The organism is Pigmentiphaga aceris (assembly GCF_008119665.1).
Classification (GTDB): domain Bacteria; phylum Pseudomonadota; class Gammaproteobacteria; order Burkholderiales; family Burkholderiaceae_B; genus Pigmentiphaga; species Pigmentiphaga aceris.
In genome coordinates this window covers 3,099,673-3,117,145 of sequence record NZ_CP043046.1, presented here as the reverse complement: position 1 = coordinate 3,117,145, position 17,473 = coordinate 3,099,673, and the positions used below count along the sequence as shown (strand labels likewise).

Here is a 17,473-nt window from a genome sequence, read left to right as displayed (position 1 = left end):
CGCCATTTCTCCATCTGTTGATTCCCTATCTCAGTCGTGCTGGCACTGCGTTTGTCAGAGCACCCGCACGACCGCACCCCGACTCCCAAGGAATTTATGAAAGCCGTGATTGAACGCCTGACTGCCGACATCGACTGGGACCTGGACGTAGACGTGCTGGTCGTCGGTGCCGGAGCCTGCGGCCTGGCCGCTGCCATTGCCGCGCACGATGCCGGCGCGCAAGTCGCCATTCTGGAAAAACGTGATCGACCGGGCGGCAACTCCTCGCTCAGCACCGGATCAGTCCCCGGTGCGGGCAGCCGTTTTCAGCGTGAAGCTGGCATTGTCGATTCCCCTGAGCACATGATTGCCGATTTAGAGCGCACCGCCGGCCCCAGTGAACTGCCCGAACTGACGCGCGTCATGGCGCAAGTGTCGGCAGAACTGTGCGAATGGCTGGTCGACAAAGTAGGCGCGCGCATGGCCTTGATCACCGACTACTGCCACGTCGGCCACACCGTGCCGCGCCTGCACGCACCCGTGTCGCGTCGCGGGCAGGACTTGGTGGACGACCTGCTGTCGGCAGCAGCGCAGCGCGACATTCCGCTGGCGACCAACCAAGGCGTCAGCACCCTGTATGTGGATGAATCCGGCGCAATCGTTGGCGCGGCCGTGCAAGGCGAGGGGATTGAGACATCGCGTATCGGCGCAAGGGCGGTGATCTTGTCCACCAACGGCTTCGGCGCAAACCGTGCGCTAGTGCAGCGGTACTGCCCGGAAATCGCCGGTGCTGAGTACTTTGGCGCGCTGGGCAGCGAAGGCGAAGCGGTGGCCTGGGGCGAGCAGTTGGGCGCAGGCATGGCAAACATGCAGGCCTACCAGGGCTATGCAGCAGTCGCATATCCGCATGGTTCCTTGCTGTCGTGGACCACGATCGAGAAAGGCGGGATTCTGGTCAACAGCCAGGGCGAGCGCTTTGGCGACGAAGACTTGGGGTATTCCGGTTATGCGCGCTTCGTTCTGGCCGAGCAGTCGTCGGTTTATGCGATTTTCGACGACCGCATCAAGGCGCTGGCGAGCAAAGAAGAAGAATTCCAGGAACTGGTGGACCACGGCGGCGTGAAGTCGGCGGACAGTGCGGAGGAATTGGCCGCCGTGTTTGGCGTGCCGGTTCAGGCCTTGTCTGCCACGCTCGCCGCGTATGCCCGTGCGGCTGCTTCCCCGGATGCCGGATTGGACCCATTCAACCGCAAGCGTTTTGGCATGGCTCCACTGCAGGGGCGGCTGTGGATCTGCCGTGTGACGCCAGGGCTGTTCCACACGCAAGGCGGCTTGGCCGTCGACATGCACGGACGCGTATTGCGGGCAGATGGTGCACCGATTCCGGGGCTGTTTGCCGGTGGTGGTGCAGCAGCTGGCATCAGCGGTCAGGCAGGGGCGGCTGGGTATTCGTCAGGCAATGGCCTGCTGACGGCAATTGGCCTGGGGTATATGGCGGGCAAGACGGCAGCGGGTGTGGAAGGATGACTTCAATCTCTGCCAATATGCCCACATCTTCAGCCACCGAACGCATGATCGACTTCGCCCGGCAATTAGATCTTGCCCAGATCCCTGCTGAAGTCGTCATGCTTGCCCGCCTGCATCTAGCGGACGCCATTGGCGTGGCCCTGGCGGCGGCTTCGGTGCCTGCGCACCGCAGCATGCTCACCAAGCTGCGCCGGGCTTCTCCACAGACTGGTGCGGCGACTGTGCTGGGTTTTGCCGACCCCGCGCCGGCCAGCGTGGCGGCGTTGATCAATGGCACGTCCATGCATTCGCTGGAGTACGACGACACCCACATGGGGTCGATCGTGCATGGCAGCGCGGTGATTGTGGCCACGGTGCTGGCCGTGGCGGAAGAGCAAGGGCTGACGCTGGACGACGCGCTGCGCTTGACGATCATCGGCTGGGAATTGCTGGTGCGGCTGGGCGAAGCGTCGCCGGGTAGTTTTCAGCGCCGGGGGTTTCAGGTGACGTCTGTAGGCGGCGTGGTGGTAGCAGCGATTCTGGCTGCAACGGCGCGCGGTTGTGATGCCCAGCAGACCGCCCATGCCGCAGGCATTGCGGGCAGCCAGGGCAGCGGCATTTTTGAATTTCTCAGCAATGGGTCCAAGGTCAAGGCCTTGCACCCAGGTTGGGCCGCGCACGGTGCGATCTGGGCAGCCATGCTGGCCGAGTCCGGTATGACCGGGCCGATGACGGTGCTTGAAGGCAAGCACGGTATCTTCGCGGCTTACGCCGACGACACGCAGGCCGGAGCCCGCTTGTCAGCCTCGCTGACAACGTTGGGCGAGCGATGGGCTTTGAGCGAAGCGGCCTTCAAGTTCTATCCCTGCTGCCATTACATCCACCCGTATCTGGAAGCCGCTGAACTGCTGCGCGCGCAGGTGAACGGCGTTGCCATCGTTGCTGCACACTGCAAGGTTGCGCCGGGTGCGGCCACGGTAATTGCTGAACCCTGGTCCGCCAAGCAGTCGCCGCGTGACAGCAATGCCGCCAAATACAGCTTGCCTTACACGGTGGCGCTGGCTTTGTTGGGTCAACCAATCGACCTGGATGCGATGACCGGCATCAAGATCAATGCGCAAGCCGTGGCCCTTGCTGGCCATGTAACGGCCGAACCGTGGATGGATTCCGGCTTTCCGGCACGCTTTGCGGCTGACTTGAGCGTCACGTTGGCGGATGGCAGCGTGTTGCATCACCAGATTGCGCAAGTGCTTGGCAGCGCTGAACGGCCAGCCAGCGCAGACCGCGTGCGCCAGAAGCTCATCGACAACGCGTCGCGCAGCGTGCCGGTGGCTGCTTGTGATGCGATCTGGGCGGGAATTATGGAAGGCGACACGCTTGCCGCATTGGTGGCGGGGTGTCGGCAGGCGGGTTGATACCTGCTGCCGACCGCCTTCGTACAAGCAAGGCAAAACTCAGGGGAAAGCTAAGCCCGGCACCCCAGGGCAAGGGTGCCAACTTAACTGTTTTGACTTACAGCCTGCGCCTTAGGCTTTCTTCTGCTCGTATAGCGCGTCCAGATGTGCCTCAAACGCGTGATACCCGATGCGGTCGTACAGTTCTTCACGCGTTTGCATCTGATCCACTACGTTTTTCTGATGTCCGTCCTGACGGATCGCGGTGTAGACGGCCTCGGCAGCCTTGTTTGCCGCCCGGAACGCCGACAGCGGATACAGCACGATGGCCACACCTGAACCGGCCAGTTCCTGCACCGAGAACAGCGGCGTCTTGCCGAATTCGGTGATATTGGCCAACACCGGCACCTTCACGGCATCAACAAACTTGCGATAGCTGTCCAAGTCGTAGGCGGCTTCGGCGAAGATCGAATCGGCACCGGCTTCCACATAGGCCAGCGAGCGCTCGATGGCGGCGTCCAGGCCTTCGCTGGCGATGGCGTCGGTGCGGGCGATCAGGAAGAAATCCGGATCGGTCCTGGCGTCAGCCGCTGCCTTCACGCGGTCAACCATTTCCTGCTTGCTGACAATTTCCTTGCCCGGACGATGGCCGCAGCGCTTGGCACCGGCCTGGTCTTCGATGTGGCAGGCGGCCGCGCCAGCCTTGATCAGGCTTTTCACGGTACGTGCAATGTTGAATGCCGACGGGCCGAAACCGGTGTCGATATCGACCAGCAGCGGGGTATCGCAGACATCGGTGATGCGGCGCACGTCGATCAGCACGTCGTCCAGGGTGTTGATGCCCAGGTCTGGCAGACCCAGCGAGCCGGCAGCAACTCCACCACCCGACAGGTAGATCGCCTTGTAGCCGACACGCTTGGCGAGCAAGGCGTGATTGGCGTTGATGGCACCGATCACTTGCAAGGGAGATTCTTCGGCCAAGGCAAGACGGAAAGCTGCGCCGGGGGAGGGGATACGGGACATGGCAGACCTGTTCAGTTGAGGAAGTGTGGTCCTGTCAATGCAACGTCTGTGCCATCAGGCGTAAAGGCTCCCTAAAGTGGCGTCATTGCTCGTCCTGGCAACTACACACTTAAACGGCTGACACATACTGCCGATTCGTGGTTTCATTTATGAAACGCACATCAATTCATAATTGAAATACCACATGCCCGTCACCGCGCATCAAACTTCCGCTCAACCCGCGCCGCGCATCGTCGCCGTTGGCTTTCACCGCCTGAAAGAGCTGCTGCTCGACCTAGCCCCCAGCTATCGCCCTGCAATCTCGGTCGAGGTACTGGACAAAGGTTTCGTCGATGCCGTCGACGACCTACGCGCGATGCAAGCAGCCGGTGTCGTGGATGTGGTGGTCGCGGCGGGTGCTAACGGCGCGTTTCTGCGCGAACGGCTGGATCTGCCGGTGGTGCTCATCAAAACCAGCGGTTTTGACGTGATGCGTGCACTGGCGCGCGCCCGCCAGATCGCAAGCAAAATCGCCTTGGTCAGCTACGGCGGCGTGTCGGTCGAGGTGGAGCAGTTCAGTGCACGCTTCGGGCTGAATATCGAACAGCACAGCTACCGAACCACGGAAGAGGCGGAAACCTGCGTGCGCGATATGAAGTTGCGCGGCATCGAAGCGGTGGTGGCCCCTGGTCTGGTGTCGGATCTGGCCGAGGCGGCGGGCATGCACGGCCTGTTCGTCTACACCCACGATGCCGTGCGCGAGGCCATCGACGTTGCCATCGAAATGAGCCGGATCGCGCGCATCGAGCTGGCCAAGCGCGAGCGCTTGAACATCATTCTTGGGCACCTGAAGGACGGCGTGGTTGCCGTTGATCTGGATGAGCGCATCGAGACACTGAACCCGGCGATGGAAGCCGTGCTGGGCGCGGCCGATACCGTAATCGGGCGAAAACTGAGTGATGTCGCACCGTCGCTGAGCCTGCAAGTGACGCTGCGTGAAGGCCGCAGCGATATCGAGCAAATTACGCGTATCAACCAGCGGACCTTGGTCGCCACGCGTACGCCCATTGTTGAGCAGGGCATTCACACCGGTGCCGTGCTGGTCTGCCAGGACCCACAAGCCATCCAGCGCGCAGATCGACGGCTGCGGGCAAAAGGGCAGGCACGCAGTGCCCAGGCCAGATACACGCTGGACGATCTGGTGGGCAGCAGCACCCCGATGCAACACGCCAAAGCGCTTGCATTGCGCTGTGCTGCCAGCCAGGCCACGGCACTGATCGCGGGCGAAAGCGGGACCGGCAAGGAATTGCTGGCCCAGGGCATTCACCACGCCGGGCCGCGCGCCGCGCAACCGTTCGTGGCCATCAACTGCGCGGCCTTCCCTGAGGCCTTGCTGGAAAGCGAGTTGTTCGGTTTCGAGGAAGGCGCGTTCACCGGCTCGCGGCGCGGGGGCAAGGCGGGTCTGTTTGAGACGGCCCACACCGGCACTATCTTTCTGGACGAGATCGGCGAAATGGCTCCGGCTTTGCAGACCCGGCTGCTGCGTGTGCTGCAGGAACGCGAGGTTCTGCGACTGGGGGCGACTGAACCCACGCCCATCGACGTTCGCGTGATTGCCGCCACCCATCGTGATCTGGCCGCGCGGGTGGAGACCGGCGAGTTTCGGCGCGACCTGTATTACCGCCTGAACATCCTGAGTCTTCAATTGCCGCCGTTGCGCGAGCGGCCCGAGGACTTGCCGGAGATCGGTGCGCACTTGGTCGCCAAGCTTTGCGAGCGTCTGGACATTGATGCGACAAGCGTCCAGCCCATGTTGCAGAGACTGGCGTACGCGGGGCAGAGCTATGCCTGGCCCGGCAATGTGCGGGAGTTCGAAAACCTGCTTGAGCGTGCGCTGGCATATCGCTCGCAGTGGGACCGGGCATCGACCGCCGAGATCGATCTTGCACTGCGCGAGATGACGCCCGAACTGTTTGCCGCGCGACGTAACGCGACCACCCAGGCCTTGGCATTTGAGCAGCAACCCGCAAACTTGCAGGCACCTACAAACCTTCCCGCCTCGACACACGCAGCACCACCGCCGCCTATGTCGACTGCCAAACTTTCTGGACGCCGGGAAAACGAACTGCGCTACATCCTGGACGTGCTGGCCGCATGTGGGGGTGACAAGGCGCTGGCCTGCGAGCGTCTTGGGATCAGCAGGGCGACCTTGTGGCGCAAGCTGAAGGCGGCTGGCTGAGGGAGTCGTTTTCTCGAAACGGATCGTCAACTTTGTGCGTCGCTGGAATCAGCTGACTTCACAACAGCAATCGCGATCTTCCCCTGCAGTCCGTTATCACGACTTTCCAGCCGGGCGTGAGCCTGTGCAATGTCCGCCAGCGGATAAACAGCACCGACATGCGGCCGCAGTTGACCTCGCTCGACCAGCGCGCTCACCTCATCCAGCTTGCCGCGATTTTGTCGGGTGAACACAAAGTGATAGCTGGCGTTCTTGGCCCATGCCTGCAACAGGTTCTGTGGCGCAGCCGTATCCACAATCGTCACGACGCGACCTAACTGCGCCAGCACGTCCGCGCTGGTCGACAAGGTGTCGCCGCCAATCGTGTCGAACACGACATCGACGCCGCGCCCGCCGGTTTCCCGCATGACGGCGTCGACGTAGCTTTCCTGTTGATAGTCGATCAGTACGTCGGCACCCAGATTTCGCACAAACTCAAAGTTTGCGGGACGCACAGTGGTGAACACACGTGCACCCATCGCCTTGGCGATCTGGATCGCGACGTGGCCCACGCCGCCCGCGCCGCCGTGGATCAGAATACTCTCACCGACCCTGAGCGCCGCCCGTGCGACAAGCGCTTCCCATACCGTGCCGCCAACCAAGGTCAGGCTTGCTGCTTCAAGATGGCTTAGTGACTGCGGCTTCATGCCCACGATGCTTTCCGCAGCAACGTGATATTCGGCATAACTTCCCGGCCCATCGAATATCTGCGGCGTGTACCAGACCTCGTCTCCCGGCGAGAAGGCGGTCACGCCTGGCCCCACAGCCTCGACCACGCCAGATACGTCGTGCCCGGTAATGACCGGCAAGGGCACCAGACTTGCGTAATCCCCGCGGCGAACTTGGTAGTCCAGCGGATTGATGGACGTTGCGTGCACCCGGACCAGAACTTGTCCTGCCTGAGGGACGGGCTTGGGCACATCACGAAGCTCGAATGCCTCTGGACCGCCAAATGAGGTGAGTAGTGCTGCTTGCATTGAATGCTCCTGTTTCGATAAAACGGGATATCGAGAATTACCGATATTTTGGGTTAAAATTTTTGCGCCAAAGAACTTACCGCGCTTTCCTACCGCTTTTTCCTACAGTTCTTTCCCAATGATCTCGGCAAGCGCCTTAAGGCTTGCTTCGTTGCGCTTGTAGTAGGTCCATTGGCCGATACGTCGAACTTCGACCAGACCGGCCCGGTGCAAGGTAGCCAGGTAGTCCGACACGGTGGACTGCGACAGCCCGACACCTTCCTGGATGCTGCTTACGCAGACGCCGACCTCGTTGACGTCGCCTTCGTCTTGCGGCGGAAAGTTCTTCGCCGGGTCTTTCAACCCCTTCAGGATGTCGAGACGCGTGCGGTTGGAGAGGGCTTTGAAGATGTCGAGTAGATCCATGACTCGATGATATCGAAATTTACCGATATGTCAATACGATGTTGAATCGAGGGCACGATAACCAGCTATGTACTGCAGCACCTATCGATTTGCATACTGCGCTTCATCGTCCCGGATCAACGCCGTCATCCACTCCATGAACACATGTGCCCGTTGCGGCAGGTGCCGGCGGTTCGCGTAGAGCAGCGACACGTCCATGGGTGCCGCGACAAAGTCCGGCAGCACGTGAACCAGTCGCCCGCTTTCGATGTGATCTCGAATGCCCAGCACTGGCGACTGGATCAGCCCCAGTCCGCCCAGGGCAGCCGCTTCGTAGGTGTCGGTGTTATTGACGGTGATGGTGCCGGCCATCGGCAACTGGTGGGTGACGCCGTTGAGCACATATTCAAAGCCGATGGGTCGCGCACCCAGGACCGGCACGTAATGCACCACGCGGTGCTTGCGCAAGTCGTCCAGCGTATGCGGCACACCGTGTTTCGCCAGATAAGCCGGACTTGCGCAGTTCAGCATGGTCATGGCACCCAGCGAACGCGCCACCAACGACGCGTCAGGCAGCTCGCCAATCCGCAGCACGCAATCGAAGCCGTCGCGAACCAGGTCCACCCGGCGATCGGAACTGCTTAACTCGACTTCGATATGGGGATAGGCGTCTACAAACTGCGCAAGCTTCGGGATTACCAGTTTGCGCGCCACCACCGTTGGCATGTCGACCCGCAGGCGGCCGGCCAGCACAGCACCGTCGCGGCGGAACAAGCCTTCCAGCTCGTCCATGTCGGCCAGCAATTCCTTGCTGCGCTCGTAAAGCGCCGCGCCATCCTGGGTGGGCTGCACTTTGCGCGTCGTGCGATGAAACAGCCGCGCGCCGACCAGATCTTCCAGCATGCGGATCTGATCCGACGCCGTGGAGCGCGGCAGCCCCAGGCTTTCGCCGGCTTGCGTGAAGCTGGACAGCTCGGTCACGCGCACGAAGGTTTTCAGCAGGTCAAGTTTGTTCATGGGAAAAGCCGGCGAGGGGAGGGCCCTCGGAGTGGATACGCGACTGGCGTGCTTGCAGGCGCTCAGTTAGCACCTGCTGTTGCACGGCCTTGGTGCGATGTCGCTGGATTGTTCGGTTTTGTCGGACAGTGTTTCCTGTCAGCACAAGTTTATCTGTCAATGATCGAACAATACACTGCGTTTCATGCTGAACGGGCCGGCAAAAGCGTCGAACCTGAATCACGCCAATTCACCGACAGCCGCCAGTATTTTCATCCTTCGTCATATCGAACCGGAGTCACACCATGACCACCAACATCGCCACGAGTACGCAAAAGATTGCCCTGATTACCGGTGCCAGCCGCGGCCTTGGCAAGCATGCTGCCATCCACCTTGCTGCGCAGGGCGTCACGGTGATTGGCACCTATCACAGCAAATCGGCCGACGCGCAGGCCGTGGTTGCCGAGATCGAGGCGGCCGGCGGGCAAGCCGCAATGCTGCAGCTAGACGTCGGTGACAGCAGCAGTTTTGCCGGTTTCACCGCTGCATTGGCTGATGTGCTGCGCAGCAAGTTCGGCCGCGAACGCATCGACTTTTTGGTCAATAACGCAGGCATCGGCGTTCATGTCGGCTTGGCCGAGACAACAGAAGAACAGTTCGACCAATTGATGAACGTCCATCTGAAAGGCCCGTTCTTCCTGACCCAGAAGCTGCTGCCGTTGATCAACGATGGGGGCCGGATCGTGAACATATCAAGCGGCCTGACGCGCTTTGCATTGCCTGGCTACGGGGCGTATGCATCGATGAAGGGCGCGATCGAAGTGTGGACCCGTTACCTGGCCAAGGAACTTGGTGCACGCGGCATCGCAGTGAACACGCTGGCTCCGGGCGCAATCGAAACCGACTTCGGCGGCGGCACCGTGCGCGACAACGCAGACGTCAATCAATATGTTGCCAGCATGACCGCACTGGGCCGCGTCGGCATGCCCGACGACATCGGTGGGGCCATCGCGGCCTTGCTGTCCGACGGCAGCCGCTGGATCAACGCCCAGCGCGTCGAGGCCTCGGGCGGCATGTTCGTGTGATGGCAAGGCGGGCAGGGTCACGCTAGTCGTGTTGCCGCGGTCACGAAAGTTAGCCGTCGAAGTATCTGTTGATGCCAGACTACTGGGCCAGCACGCAGGATCGGCCGCTATACTCGACGGCTGCTCTTGGCCGTTCACCGGCCTGTCCTGCTCATTTCGCGCGCTCGCGTTCCGCCTTCGGTCCCCGTCATGTCATTCGCCTTCTCGCAGCAACGCCTCTATCCCATCGGACAGGGCCTGCCCGACAAGGAGCGCGTCAGTGCATTGATCGCCGTCATGCTGGCCGTGTGTGTGGCCACGCTGGACACCGCCATCGCCAACACGGCATTGCCGACCATCGCCGCGTCATTGCAAACCAGCGACGCCAATTCGATTTGGGTGGTCAGCATCTACCAGCTTGCGATGGTCGCGGCGCTGTTGCCTGCGGCCTCGCTGGGCGAAGTGCTGGGGCACCGTCGGGTCTTCATGGGCGGGTTGATCATCTTCACGCTTGCTTCCCTGGCATGCGGCCTGGCTCCGTCTTTGCCGTGGCTGGTCGGCGCGCGCCTGGTGCAAGGTCTTGGCGCGGCGGGGGTCATGGCGATCAACGGCGCGCTGCTGCGCTATATCTACCCGAATTCATCGTTGGGCCGTGGCATGGGCCTGAACGCGATGGTTGTGGGCCTGTCGTTCGCCGCCGGGCCGACCGCCGCATCTGCGGTGTTGCTGCTGGGCTCGTGGCACTGGCTGTTCCTGATCAACGTGCCGCTTTGCTTGATGGCCATGTATTTCGGCTTGCGCGGACTGCCGAACACCAGCCGCGCTACTTATAAGTTCGATGGCGTGGCAGCAGGCCTGTGCGCGGTGGCACTGGGCTTGTTGGTGCTTGGCCTGGGCGAGGGTGCGCATCAGGCCACCTGGCTGGCGGTCGGAATCGAGCTTGCCGTGGCAGCCGTTTGCCTGGTGTTGCTGATGATGCGCCAGAACGATCATCCGGCCCCGATGCTGGCCGTGGATCTGCTGCGGCGGCCGGTGTTTGCGCTGTCGGCGGTCACCGCTGTGTGCTCGTTCGCAGCACAGGGACTGGCATTTGTCTCCTTGCCATTTCTGCTGCAGAACATGCTGGGCTATTCCCAGGTGGACACGGGCTTTCTGATCACGCCGTGGCCGGTGGTGGTGGCTGCACTGGCACCTATCGCGGGTCGCTTGTCTGATCGCTACCCAGCCGGTTTGCTTGGGGGCGGTGGGCTGGTCGTGTTGAGCGTAGGACTGGCTTTGCTGGCCACCATGCCAGCCACGCCCAGCGTGTTCGACATCTTGTGGCGCATGGCGGTGTGCGGCGCTGGCTTCGGGTTCTTCCAGTCGCCCAATCTGCGCGCCATCATGAGCGCTGCGCCCCCGTCACGCAGCGGCGGCGCAAGCGGCATGGTGGCCACTGTGCGCCTGCTGGGCCAGGCAATTGGCGCAGCCTTGGTGGCCGCATGTTTTCACGTATCGACCGGGCAGGGCGCAATGTGGGCGTTGTGGCTGGCCGCAGGATTTGCGGCCGTGGCAAGCGTGACGAGTGTGTCGCGTTTGATATTCAAGGCGTCGAAGGTTTAAGCGGCCAGGACACGCAGGATTTAATGTCCAAGCCGGCCGAACTTGGTCGAATCGCCCGGCCTGTGGTGCTGCAGTTCCGGTTGCACGTTTGTTGCGATGCCCGGCGCTAATTTCAACGCCATGTCATGTCGAGCAAGCTGGGGTTAGTGTGTCTGCCCATTGGCGTATCGGGTAAGCCGGTTAAGCCCGCTTGCCCACAAACACGACCTCAGCGTCAAACCCGCGCCGCAATCAACGTCGCCGGAGCAGCAAGGCACCCGCCACCACGATCACCGAGCAGCCGATCACCAGTTGCAGATCGGGCAGATCGCCAAAGAACAGATACCCGAAGATCACCGCCCACAGCAGCAAGGTGTATTGCAGCGGAGCCAGGGTAGATGCGGGCAGCGTCTTCAGCGCGCGGGTCATCATCAGGTGTGCGGCGCAGGCCACGCAGCCCAACAACAGCATTGCGCCCAGGGCATGCCAGTCAGTGGCAACCCAACGCCCCGGAACCACATCGCCAAACACCCAGTTGCCGATCAGCAAACCAGCAGCTGACGCCAGCGCAGCGATGGTTTGCCAGCCCGCCAATACCGGGTCGGCCGTGCTGCGCAGGCGTCGCCCCAGAATCAGCGACACCGAGAACGACACGCTGCCGACCAAGGCAATCAGGCTGGCCCAGGAAAACGCGGCGGAAGACGGCCGCAACGCAATCACCACGCCGATGAACCCCAGCCCAATGGCCAGCCACTGGCGGGAACTCAGCCGCTCGCCCAGGAACAGGTGTGACATGGCTGCCATATAGATTGGCCCGGCCATGTAGAAAGTCATTACGTCGGCAAGCGGCATGTACACCGTTGCGCTGTAAAACAGCAAGGTATCCAAGGTAGCCATCAATGCGCGCAAGCCTTGCAGGCCAGGGCGCTCAAGCCGCCACAGTGTTCCGGCAGGCTGGCGCAGCAGCGCCGGCGTAATCAGCAGAAATGCACCGATCGAACGAACCAGCAGCACCTGGGCAACCGAATAACCGGTGACCAGCCATTTGCCCATGGCATCGTTCAGAGAAAACATGAAATAGCCGAGCAGCATCAAGCCGATGCCGGCCAGCGCGACGCGGTCTAGACCGCCGCGAATAGTAAGAGAAGGGGAGTTCATTGCCGAGGAAGCGCCAAGCCGCGCGGACCGGTCTGGTGCCGCATCAGAAAGCCTCGAAATGATACTGCGCACCGCATCGGTGCAGGTGTCGATTCTGGGACACCTGCATCGAATAAGGGTTAGTGCCAGGTCTGGGTTTGGTCAGACAGGTTTATCGGCGGGGTGTCTTGTGGACCGCCGATGGATTGCTGCTGGCTTATTGTTTGCCGATGTCGTGCAGATGCTGATGAATCGAAATCGCGTCCAGATGCGCTTCCGGCAGTGACACCAACAGTTCGATGCGACGCTTCAGCACGACTGCAGCTTCCAGGAAAGCCTTGCTCTGTGCCGCTTCGCTGCTGTCGACTCTGACCGGATCAAGTACCTCCCAGTGTGCCGAGATCGGCTCACCAGGCCAGACCGGGCAAACCTCGCCGGCTGCGTCATCGCATACCGTGAAGATGAAATCCAATTCCGGCGCGCCGGGTTCTGCAAACTCTTCCCAGCTCTTGCTTCGATAACCGTCGGTGGGCAATCCCATTTGCTCCAGGGTCGCCAGTGCCAGTGGGTGGACGCTGCCCTTGGGGAAACTGCCGGCAGAAAAGGCCTGGAAGCGGCCGCCACCCAGGCTGTTGAGCAAGCCTTCGGCCATGATCGAACGTGCGGAATTGGCAGTGCAGATGAACAATACGTTGTAGGCAGAAGTCATCGAAGTCTCAAAGATTCGGTTATCGCGATCCGCAAGCGTGAACTACGCCGGTGACCGGAAGATTTCGGAAATTCGACTTTCTTCGCATGCCTGTGCACGCTCACCCCGTCCGATACCCATGCCCGTGAAACAGCAGCACGCCTTTCCAGTGCGCCTCGCGGTCCAGCACGTCTTCGGGGCTGGCATGCATGTCGGCAATTTCCAGAATGGAAAAGCGGAACAGGCGGGCACGTTCCGCACCCAGCTCGGCAATCACATTCATCAATTCTTCGTCGTCGCCGCTGCCGTGAATGAAGCGGCTCCACTGCGACCAGATGCCGCCTTCGCCATGCGCGCTGCCGATGTACAGTCTGCCCGCTTCGGGGTCGGACACCAGATAGACACCCGCGACATTGGACAGTGCCACACGCCATGACGTGGAATTCTGACGAACCAGGATATTCAGATCGCGATAGGCCAGATCCACCTTCTTGAAGCCCGGAAACTCGGCCATGTGAATGCGTTCTGGCCGCAGCTCGTGCACCAGAATGTCCTGGTCGTAGTCGGCGGCTTCCAGATAGGACTGTCGCCCAGGGCGGGTGAAGTTGGCCATCAGCCGGCCGGCCATCTCGGCGCAGGCTTTTACCGGCTTCAGGCGGTATTTGAAGTGCTGCCCATCGTCCAAGGTGTCATAACCGCCGGATGCGTACACGCCGGCATACAGCCAGCGATCCTGTTCTGGCATCTTGATCAGCGACAGCACGTAGGGCTGATCGAAGTTGCGCTGGGTCTGCCAGGCCTGCCAATCATCGAACTGCCCCTGGAAATACACCTGAAGCGGGTCTTCAGAGCCATTCCAGGCAGCCAGGTGCACTTTGGTGTTGTCCGGCGTGACATCCGGGTCCATCAGGCGGACAAGATCGAATACAAGCATTGGGCGGTCTCCGGGCATCCCGGCCACGTGCCGGAACGATCGCGTGCGCCACAAATACTGCGGTCACACGCGTCGGCGGGACGACGTTGTCCCAGCGCGGGATGCTAGCTCGGTTTTCCGAATGCGGCTAGCGTGCCATACTCATCCAAATAGACGATATTGGGCGTATTTAAGGGTGGGTTATATGCATATGGATCAGTTATCCGCCCGTATTTCCGCATGCATTTGTCGAATCCCGGCCCCCTGATTCGAACTCCCTGATTCAACCCCGCACGTCAGATGCCACGCCCCGTCTGACACAGCGCCAACGCCTCGGCCACCACGTCCACGTGCTCGGTCAGCAGGCTTGTTGCGATACGAATATGCTGCGTGTCGTTGTTGACCGAACAAAGCGACCCCGGATACACCGCAATGCCGCGTGCCGCCATGGTGACGAGCGCAAACTGCTCGGACGGCACGTGTACCCACACGCACAACCCATCCTTACCTGCCGTTGTCATGCCGCGCGCTTGCAGCGCATCGACCAAGGCCCCGCGACGGGCTGCATAGATGTTCCGGGCCTGCTCCACGAGCTGCCCGGTCTGCGGGTCGTCCAACAACCAGGCTGTGGCGTCCTGCATCACCCGGCTGGTCCAGCCGGCACCGAAGTTCCGATACGCGCGGATCTCGCGCACGATTTTTTCTGGCCCCGACAACACCGCCACGCGCAGGTCAGGCCCCAAGGTCTTCGAATAGGACACGATATGCACCGTCCGTTCCGGGAACCACTTGCCCAGACTGATCGACGGAAAACGTGAGATATCCCCTACGCCATCGTCCTCGATCACGATGGTTGTGCTCTTTTGCAGCACGTCGGCAAGCGCAGCCATGCGCTCAGCAGAAACCACCGTTGCCGTAATCGAATGGGTGCGTGGCTGATACAGGAAGATGGACGCTTTCTGCCTTAACGCGGCACGCAAGGCATCGGGCATCGGGCCATCTTCGTCGCACTGCACCGGCAGCACCTGTGCACCCAGGCTGTCCAGGATATCCAGCAGTCGCAAGGACGAAGGTTGTTCAATCGCGACCACTGTGCCAGGCATCACCAGCGTCTGCAAAGTCGCGTAGACACCTTCAAAACCGCCATTGACGGCCAATAGCGATTCCGGCTGATACGGCCAGCGAGCCAGCGCGCTTTCCTTCAGCCGATCGGTAATGGGAACGCGATGGTAGCTGTTCAGATCCGGGGTCTTGGCGGCAGCGGCGAGCGCATCGGCCAAAGGCGGCAGCAGGGCAGGGTCGGGCGTGGCGTAGGTCAGGTCGGCCACGATGCGACCACCGAAGTCGCCGATGGTCTCGAAGCGCACGGGGCGCAGCGACACCTGATCGCCGCACACCCACACCCCATTGCGGCCGGTGCCCGAAATTACCTTGAAGCGGCGCAGCTGGCTCCATGCGGCAGAGATCGTGGCCGGGCTGACATCGAGCACCGCCGCCAGGTCACGAACGGCGGGCAGGCGGGTGCCGATCGGGATGGCACCCGACCGGATCAGCGCGGTGGTTTCCAGGGCAATGCCCCGCGTCGTGCGGTCTTGCAGGCGCTCGGCGTACCAAGCTATCGGCAGGTCAATGCTCATGGAAAAAAACTTTGTTCGATAACAAAGATGTGATTGTACGACGATAATTGAACAATTACGATTTGATTACTGGCCGCGCATTGCCCGTGTCGTGGCAGCCACTTTCCGGAATCATCAACGTGAGTTTCACCCTACGTTTGGCCGTTCGCGACTGGGACTACATCGTCCCCTTGGCGCTGGGCGATGTACGCAGCGAACGCTTCAATCTCGACGTGCACCGGGTCGGCACCTTGCCGGAAGACCTGGCTTCCGACGACCGCTACGACGCAGGCGAAGTGTCGTTCAGCCGCTATGCCCAAGCCCGTGCACGCGGCGACGAATCACTGGTCGGCGTGCCGCACTTCCTGATGCGCGCCTTCCGCCATCGCTGCATCATCACCGCCGCCAACAGCCCGCTGACCCGCATTGACCACCTGGCTGGCAAGCGCATCGGCATGACGGGTTGGCAAGATTCCGGCAACACCTGGACGCGTGCCATTCTCAGCCGCGAGAACATCGGTCTGGAAGATGTGGACTGGTACGTGGGCCGTTTGACTGAAGATCATCCGATCACCGATCGCCTGGGCGGCTTTGGCCGGCCGGGTCGCATCATGGCCATGCCCAACGAGCAGCCCCTGGTCGACGCCTTGCACAGCGGCGATCTGGACGCGGTGTTCACCCCGTTCATGCCCAAGGGTTTCTTCGATGCCGGTTCCGGCCTGCGCCAGTTGCTGCCAAACTGCCGCGAAACCGAAGTGGCGTATTTCAAGGCCGTGGGCTACGTGCCTGGCATTCACGTCCTGGGCATCAAGCCCGAGATCGTGGCCGAACACCCCTGGTTGCCCGAAGCGCTGAGCGAGTTGCTGGATGAATCCAGCCGCATGTGGCTGGCCAAACGCGAAAAGTACGCCGACACCACGCCGTGGATCATCGACGAACTGCGCCAGACCGCAAGCGACCTGCCAGCAGGCTGGAACGACAACGGTTTTGCCATCAACCTGCCGATGGTGGCCGACTTCGGCCACGAACTGTATGCGCAGCAGATCACCGATCGCTGCCTGTCGCCCGCCGACCTGTTCCCGCACTTCGCGGCGCGCTGATCAGATTCAATATCACTATAAATAGAGGGGACATCACACATGTTGAAAGTAGCGTTGGGACAGTTCGCGGTGGCCCGCGTCTGGGAAGAGAACGCCGACACCTGCGTGCGCCTGATGGAACAGGCGAGGGCCGGTGGCGCGCAATTGCTGGTGCTGCCCGAAGGCATCCTGGCCCGTGACATCACCGACCCGGATCTGGTGCGCAAGTCGGCCCAGCCGCTCGATGGCCCGTTCGTCACCCGCCTGCTGGAAGTCAGCCGTGGCAACGACATGACAACCATGATGTGCGTTCACAACCCCGCACCCGATGGTCGTGTCTGGAACAACCTGATCGCCATTCGCGACGGCCAGATCATTGCCCAATACCTGAAGCTGCACCTGTACGACGCGTTCATGATGAAAGAGTCGGTCAACGTGATTCCCGGCCCGGCTGTTCCGCCGCTGGTGGACGTAGGCGGTCTGAAGATCGGCCTGATGACCTGCTACGACGTGCGTTTCCCGGAACTGGCACGCCGTCTGGCCCACGATGGTGCCGATGTGCTGGTGCTGCCCGCTGCCTGGGTCAAGGGTCCGCTGAAGGAAATGCACTGGGACGTGCTATGCACCGCCCGTGCGCTGGAAAACACCTGCTACATGGTGGCCGTTGGCGAATGCGGCGAACGCAACATCGGCGGCAGCCTGGTCGTTGACCCGCTGGGCGTAGCTGTTGTCCGTGCGGCCGAAGCGCCCACGCTGCTGTTCGCAGACATCGATCCTGCCCGCATTGCCCACGCCCGCAAGGTGTTGCCGTCCCTCCAGAACCGCCGTTTCGCCCGCCCCGAGCTGCGCGACGACGCTGCCCACGAAGCCTAAGGAAAC

General features: G+C 61.6%; 15 protein-coding genes. 7 read left to right on the top strand and 8 right to left on the bottom strand.

All coding sequences use genetic code 11. The features are described from left to right. Window positions 1–96: 96 nt before the first annotated feature. On the top strand, window positions 97–1,506 hold the full coding sequence (locus FXN63_RS13540) for an FAD-dependent oxidoreductase (protein ID WP_148815640.1): 1,410 nt from the start codon (window positions 97–99) through the stop codon (window positions 1,504–1,506). Continuing rightward, window positions 1,503–2,900 (top strand): MmgE/PrpD family protein, encoded by a 1,398-nt coding sequence (locus tag FXN63_RS13535; protein WP_148815638.1) that lies wholly within the window; start codon window positions 1,503–1,505, stop codon window positions 2,898–2,900. The genes FXN63_RS13540 and FXN63_RS13535 overlap by 4 nt, the downstream gene beginning before the upstream one ends. Window positions 2,901–3,011: 111 nt before the next feature. Here the strand turns inward: FXN63_RS13535 and prpB are convergent, their stop codons facing one another. Then, window positions 3,012–3,902 (bottom strand): methylisocitrate lyase, encoded by an 891-nt coding sequence (gene prpB, locus FXN63_RS13530; protein WP_148815636.1) that lies wholly within the window; start codon window positions 3,900–3,902, stop codon window positions 3,012–3,014. A gap of 184 nt (window positions 3,903–4,086) precedes the next feature. On the opposite strand from prpB, the gene prpR reads away from it, so the two are divergent. Then, complete coding sequence (gene prpR / locus FXN63_RS13525; protein WP_148815634.1) at window positions 4,087–6,120, top strand: propionate catabolism operon regulatory protein PrpR; 2,034 nt, start codon at window positions 4,087–4,089, stop codon at window positions 6,118–6,120. A gap of 26 nt (window positions 6,121–6,146) precedes the next feature. Here the strand turns inward: prpR and FXN63_RS13520 are convergent, their stop codons facing one another. The 3 genes from FXN63_RS13520 to FXN63_RS13510 form a co-directional block, all read right to left on the bottom strand. Further along, the gene (locus FXN63_RS13520) at window positions 6,147–7,136 is read right to left on the bottom strand and encodes a zinc-dependent alcohol dehydrogenase family protein (protein ID WP_148815632.1); all 990 of its coding nucleotides are present in this window, start codon (window positions 7,134–7,136) and stop codon (window positions 6,147–6,149) included. A 102-nt stretch (window positions 7,137–7,238) separates the two neighbouring features. Continuing rightward, window positions 7,239–7,541, bottom strand: coding sequence for an ArsR/SmtB family transcription factor (locus FXN63_RS13515; protein WP_148815630.1), 303 nt, complete (start codon window positions 7,539–7,541; stop codon window positions 7,239–7,241). Window positions 7,542–7,622: 81 nt separating this feature from the next. Then, window positions 7,623–8,537, bottom strand: a complete 915-nt coding sequence (locus FXN63_RS13510) for a LysR family transcriptional regulator (RefSeq protein WP_148815628.1) — start codon at window positions 8,535–8,537, stop codon at window positions 7,623–7,625. Between the two features lie 284 nt (window positions 8,538–8,821). Between FXN63_RS13510 and FXN63_RS13505 the strand changes: the two genes are divergently transcribed. Both FXN63_RS13505 and FXN63_RS13500 read left to right on the top strand, forming a co-directional pair. Further along, window positions 8,822–9,601 (top strand): SDR family NAD(P)-dependent oxidoreductase, encoded by a 780-nt coding sequence (locus tag FXN63_RS13505; RefSeq protein WP_148815626.1) that lies wholly within the window; start codon window positions 8,822–8,824, stop codon window positions 9,599–9,601. 189 nt (window positions 9,602–9,790) lie between these two features. Then, entirely contained in the window at window positions 9,791–11,182 is a 1,392-nt protein-coding gene (locus FXN63_RS13500; RefSeq protein ID WP_148815624.1) for an MFS transporter, read from the top strand. Between the two features lie 231 nt (window positions 11,183–11,413). Here FXN63_RS13500 and FXN63_RS13495 read toward each other — a convergent pair whose 3' ends face one another. The 4 genes from FXN63_RS13495 to FXN63_RS13480 all read right to left on the bottom strand — a co-directional run bounded on the left by FXN63_RS13495 (window position 11,414) and on the right by FXN63_RS13480 (window position 15,536). Beyond that, the gene (locus FXN63_RS13495; protein ID WP_148815622.1) at window positions 11,414–12,319 is read right to left on the bottom strand and encodes a DMT family transporter; all 906 of its coding nucleotides are present in this window, start codon (window positions 12,317–12,319) and stop codon (window positions 11,414–11,416) included. Window positions 12,320–12,515: 196 nt separating this feature from the next. After that, window positions 12,516–13,007, bottom strand: a complete 492-nt coding sequence (locus tag FXN63_RS13490) for an arsenate reductase ArsC (RefSeq protein WP_148815620.1) — start codon at window positions 13,005–13,007, stop codon at window positions 12,516–12,518. 100 nt (window positions 13,008–13,107) lie between these two features. Next, the gene (locus tag FXN63_RS13485) at window positions 13,108–13,920 is read right to left on the bottom strand and encodes a GIY-YIG nuclease family protein (protein WP_148815618.1); all 813 of its coding nucleotides are present in this window, start codon (window positions 13,918–13,920) and stop codon (window positions 13,108–13,110) included. A gap of 275 nt (window positions 13,921–14,195) precedes the next feature. After that, window positions 14,196–15,536, bottom strand: a complete 1,341-nt coding sequence (locus FXN63_RS13480) for an aminotransferase class I/II-fold pyridoxal phosphate-dependent enzyme (protein ID WP_148815616.1) — start codon at window positions 15,534–15,536, stop codon at window positions 14,196–14,198. Window positions 15,537–15,655: 119 nt separating this feature from the next. Between FXN63_RS13480 and FXN63_RS13475 the strand changes: the two genes are divergently transcribed. Continuing rightward, window positions 15,656–16,615, top strand: coding sequence for a substrate-binding domain-containing protein (locus FXN63_RS13475; RefSeq protein WP_148815614.1), 960 nt, complete (start codon window positions 15,656–15,658; stop codon window positions 16,613–16,615). A gap of 39 nt (window positions 16,616–16,654) precedes the next feature. After that, a complete protein-coding gene (locus tag FXN63_RS13470) occupies window positions 16,655–17,467 on the top strand; it encodes a deaminated glutathione amidase (protein WP_187394891.1) in 813 nt (270 codons plus the stop codon). Window positions 17,468–17,473: the final 6 nt, after the last annotated feature.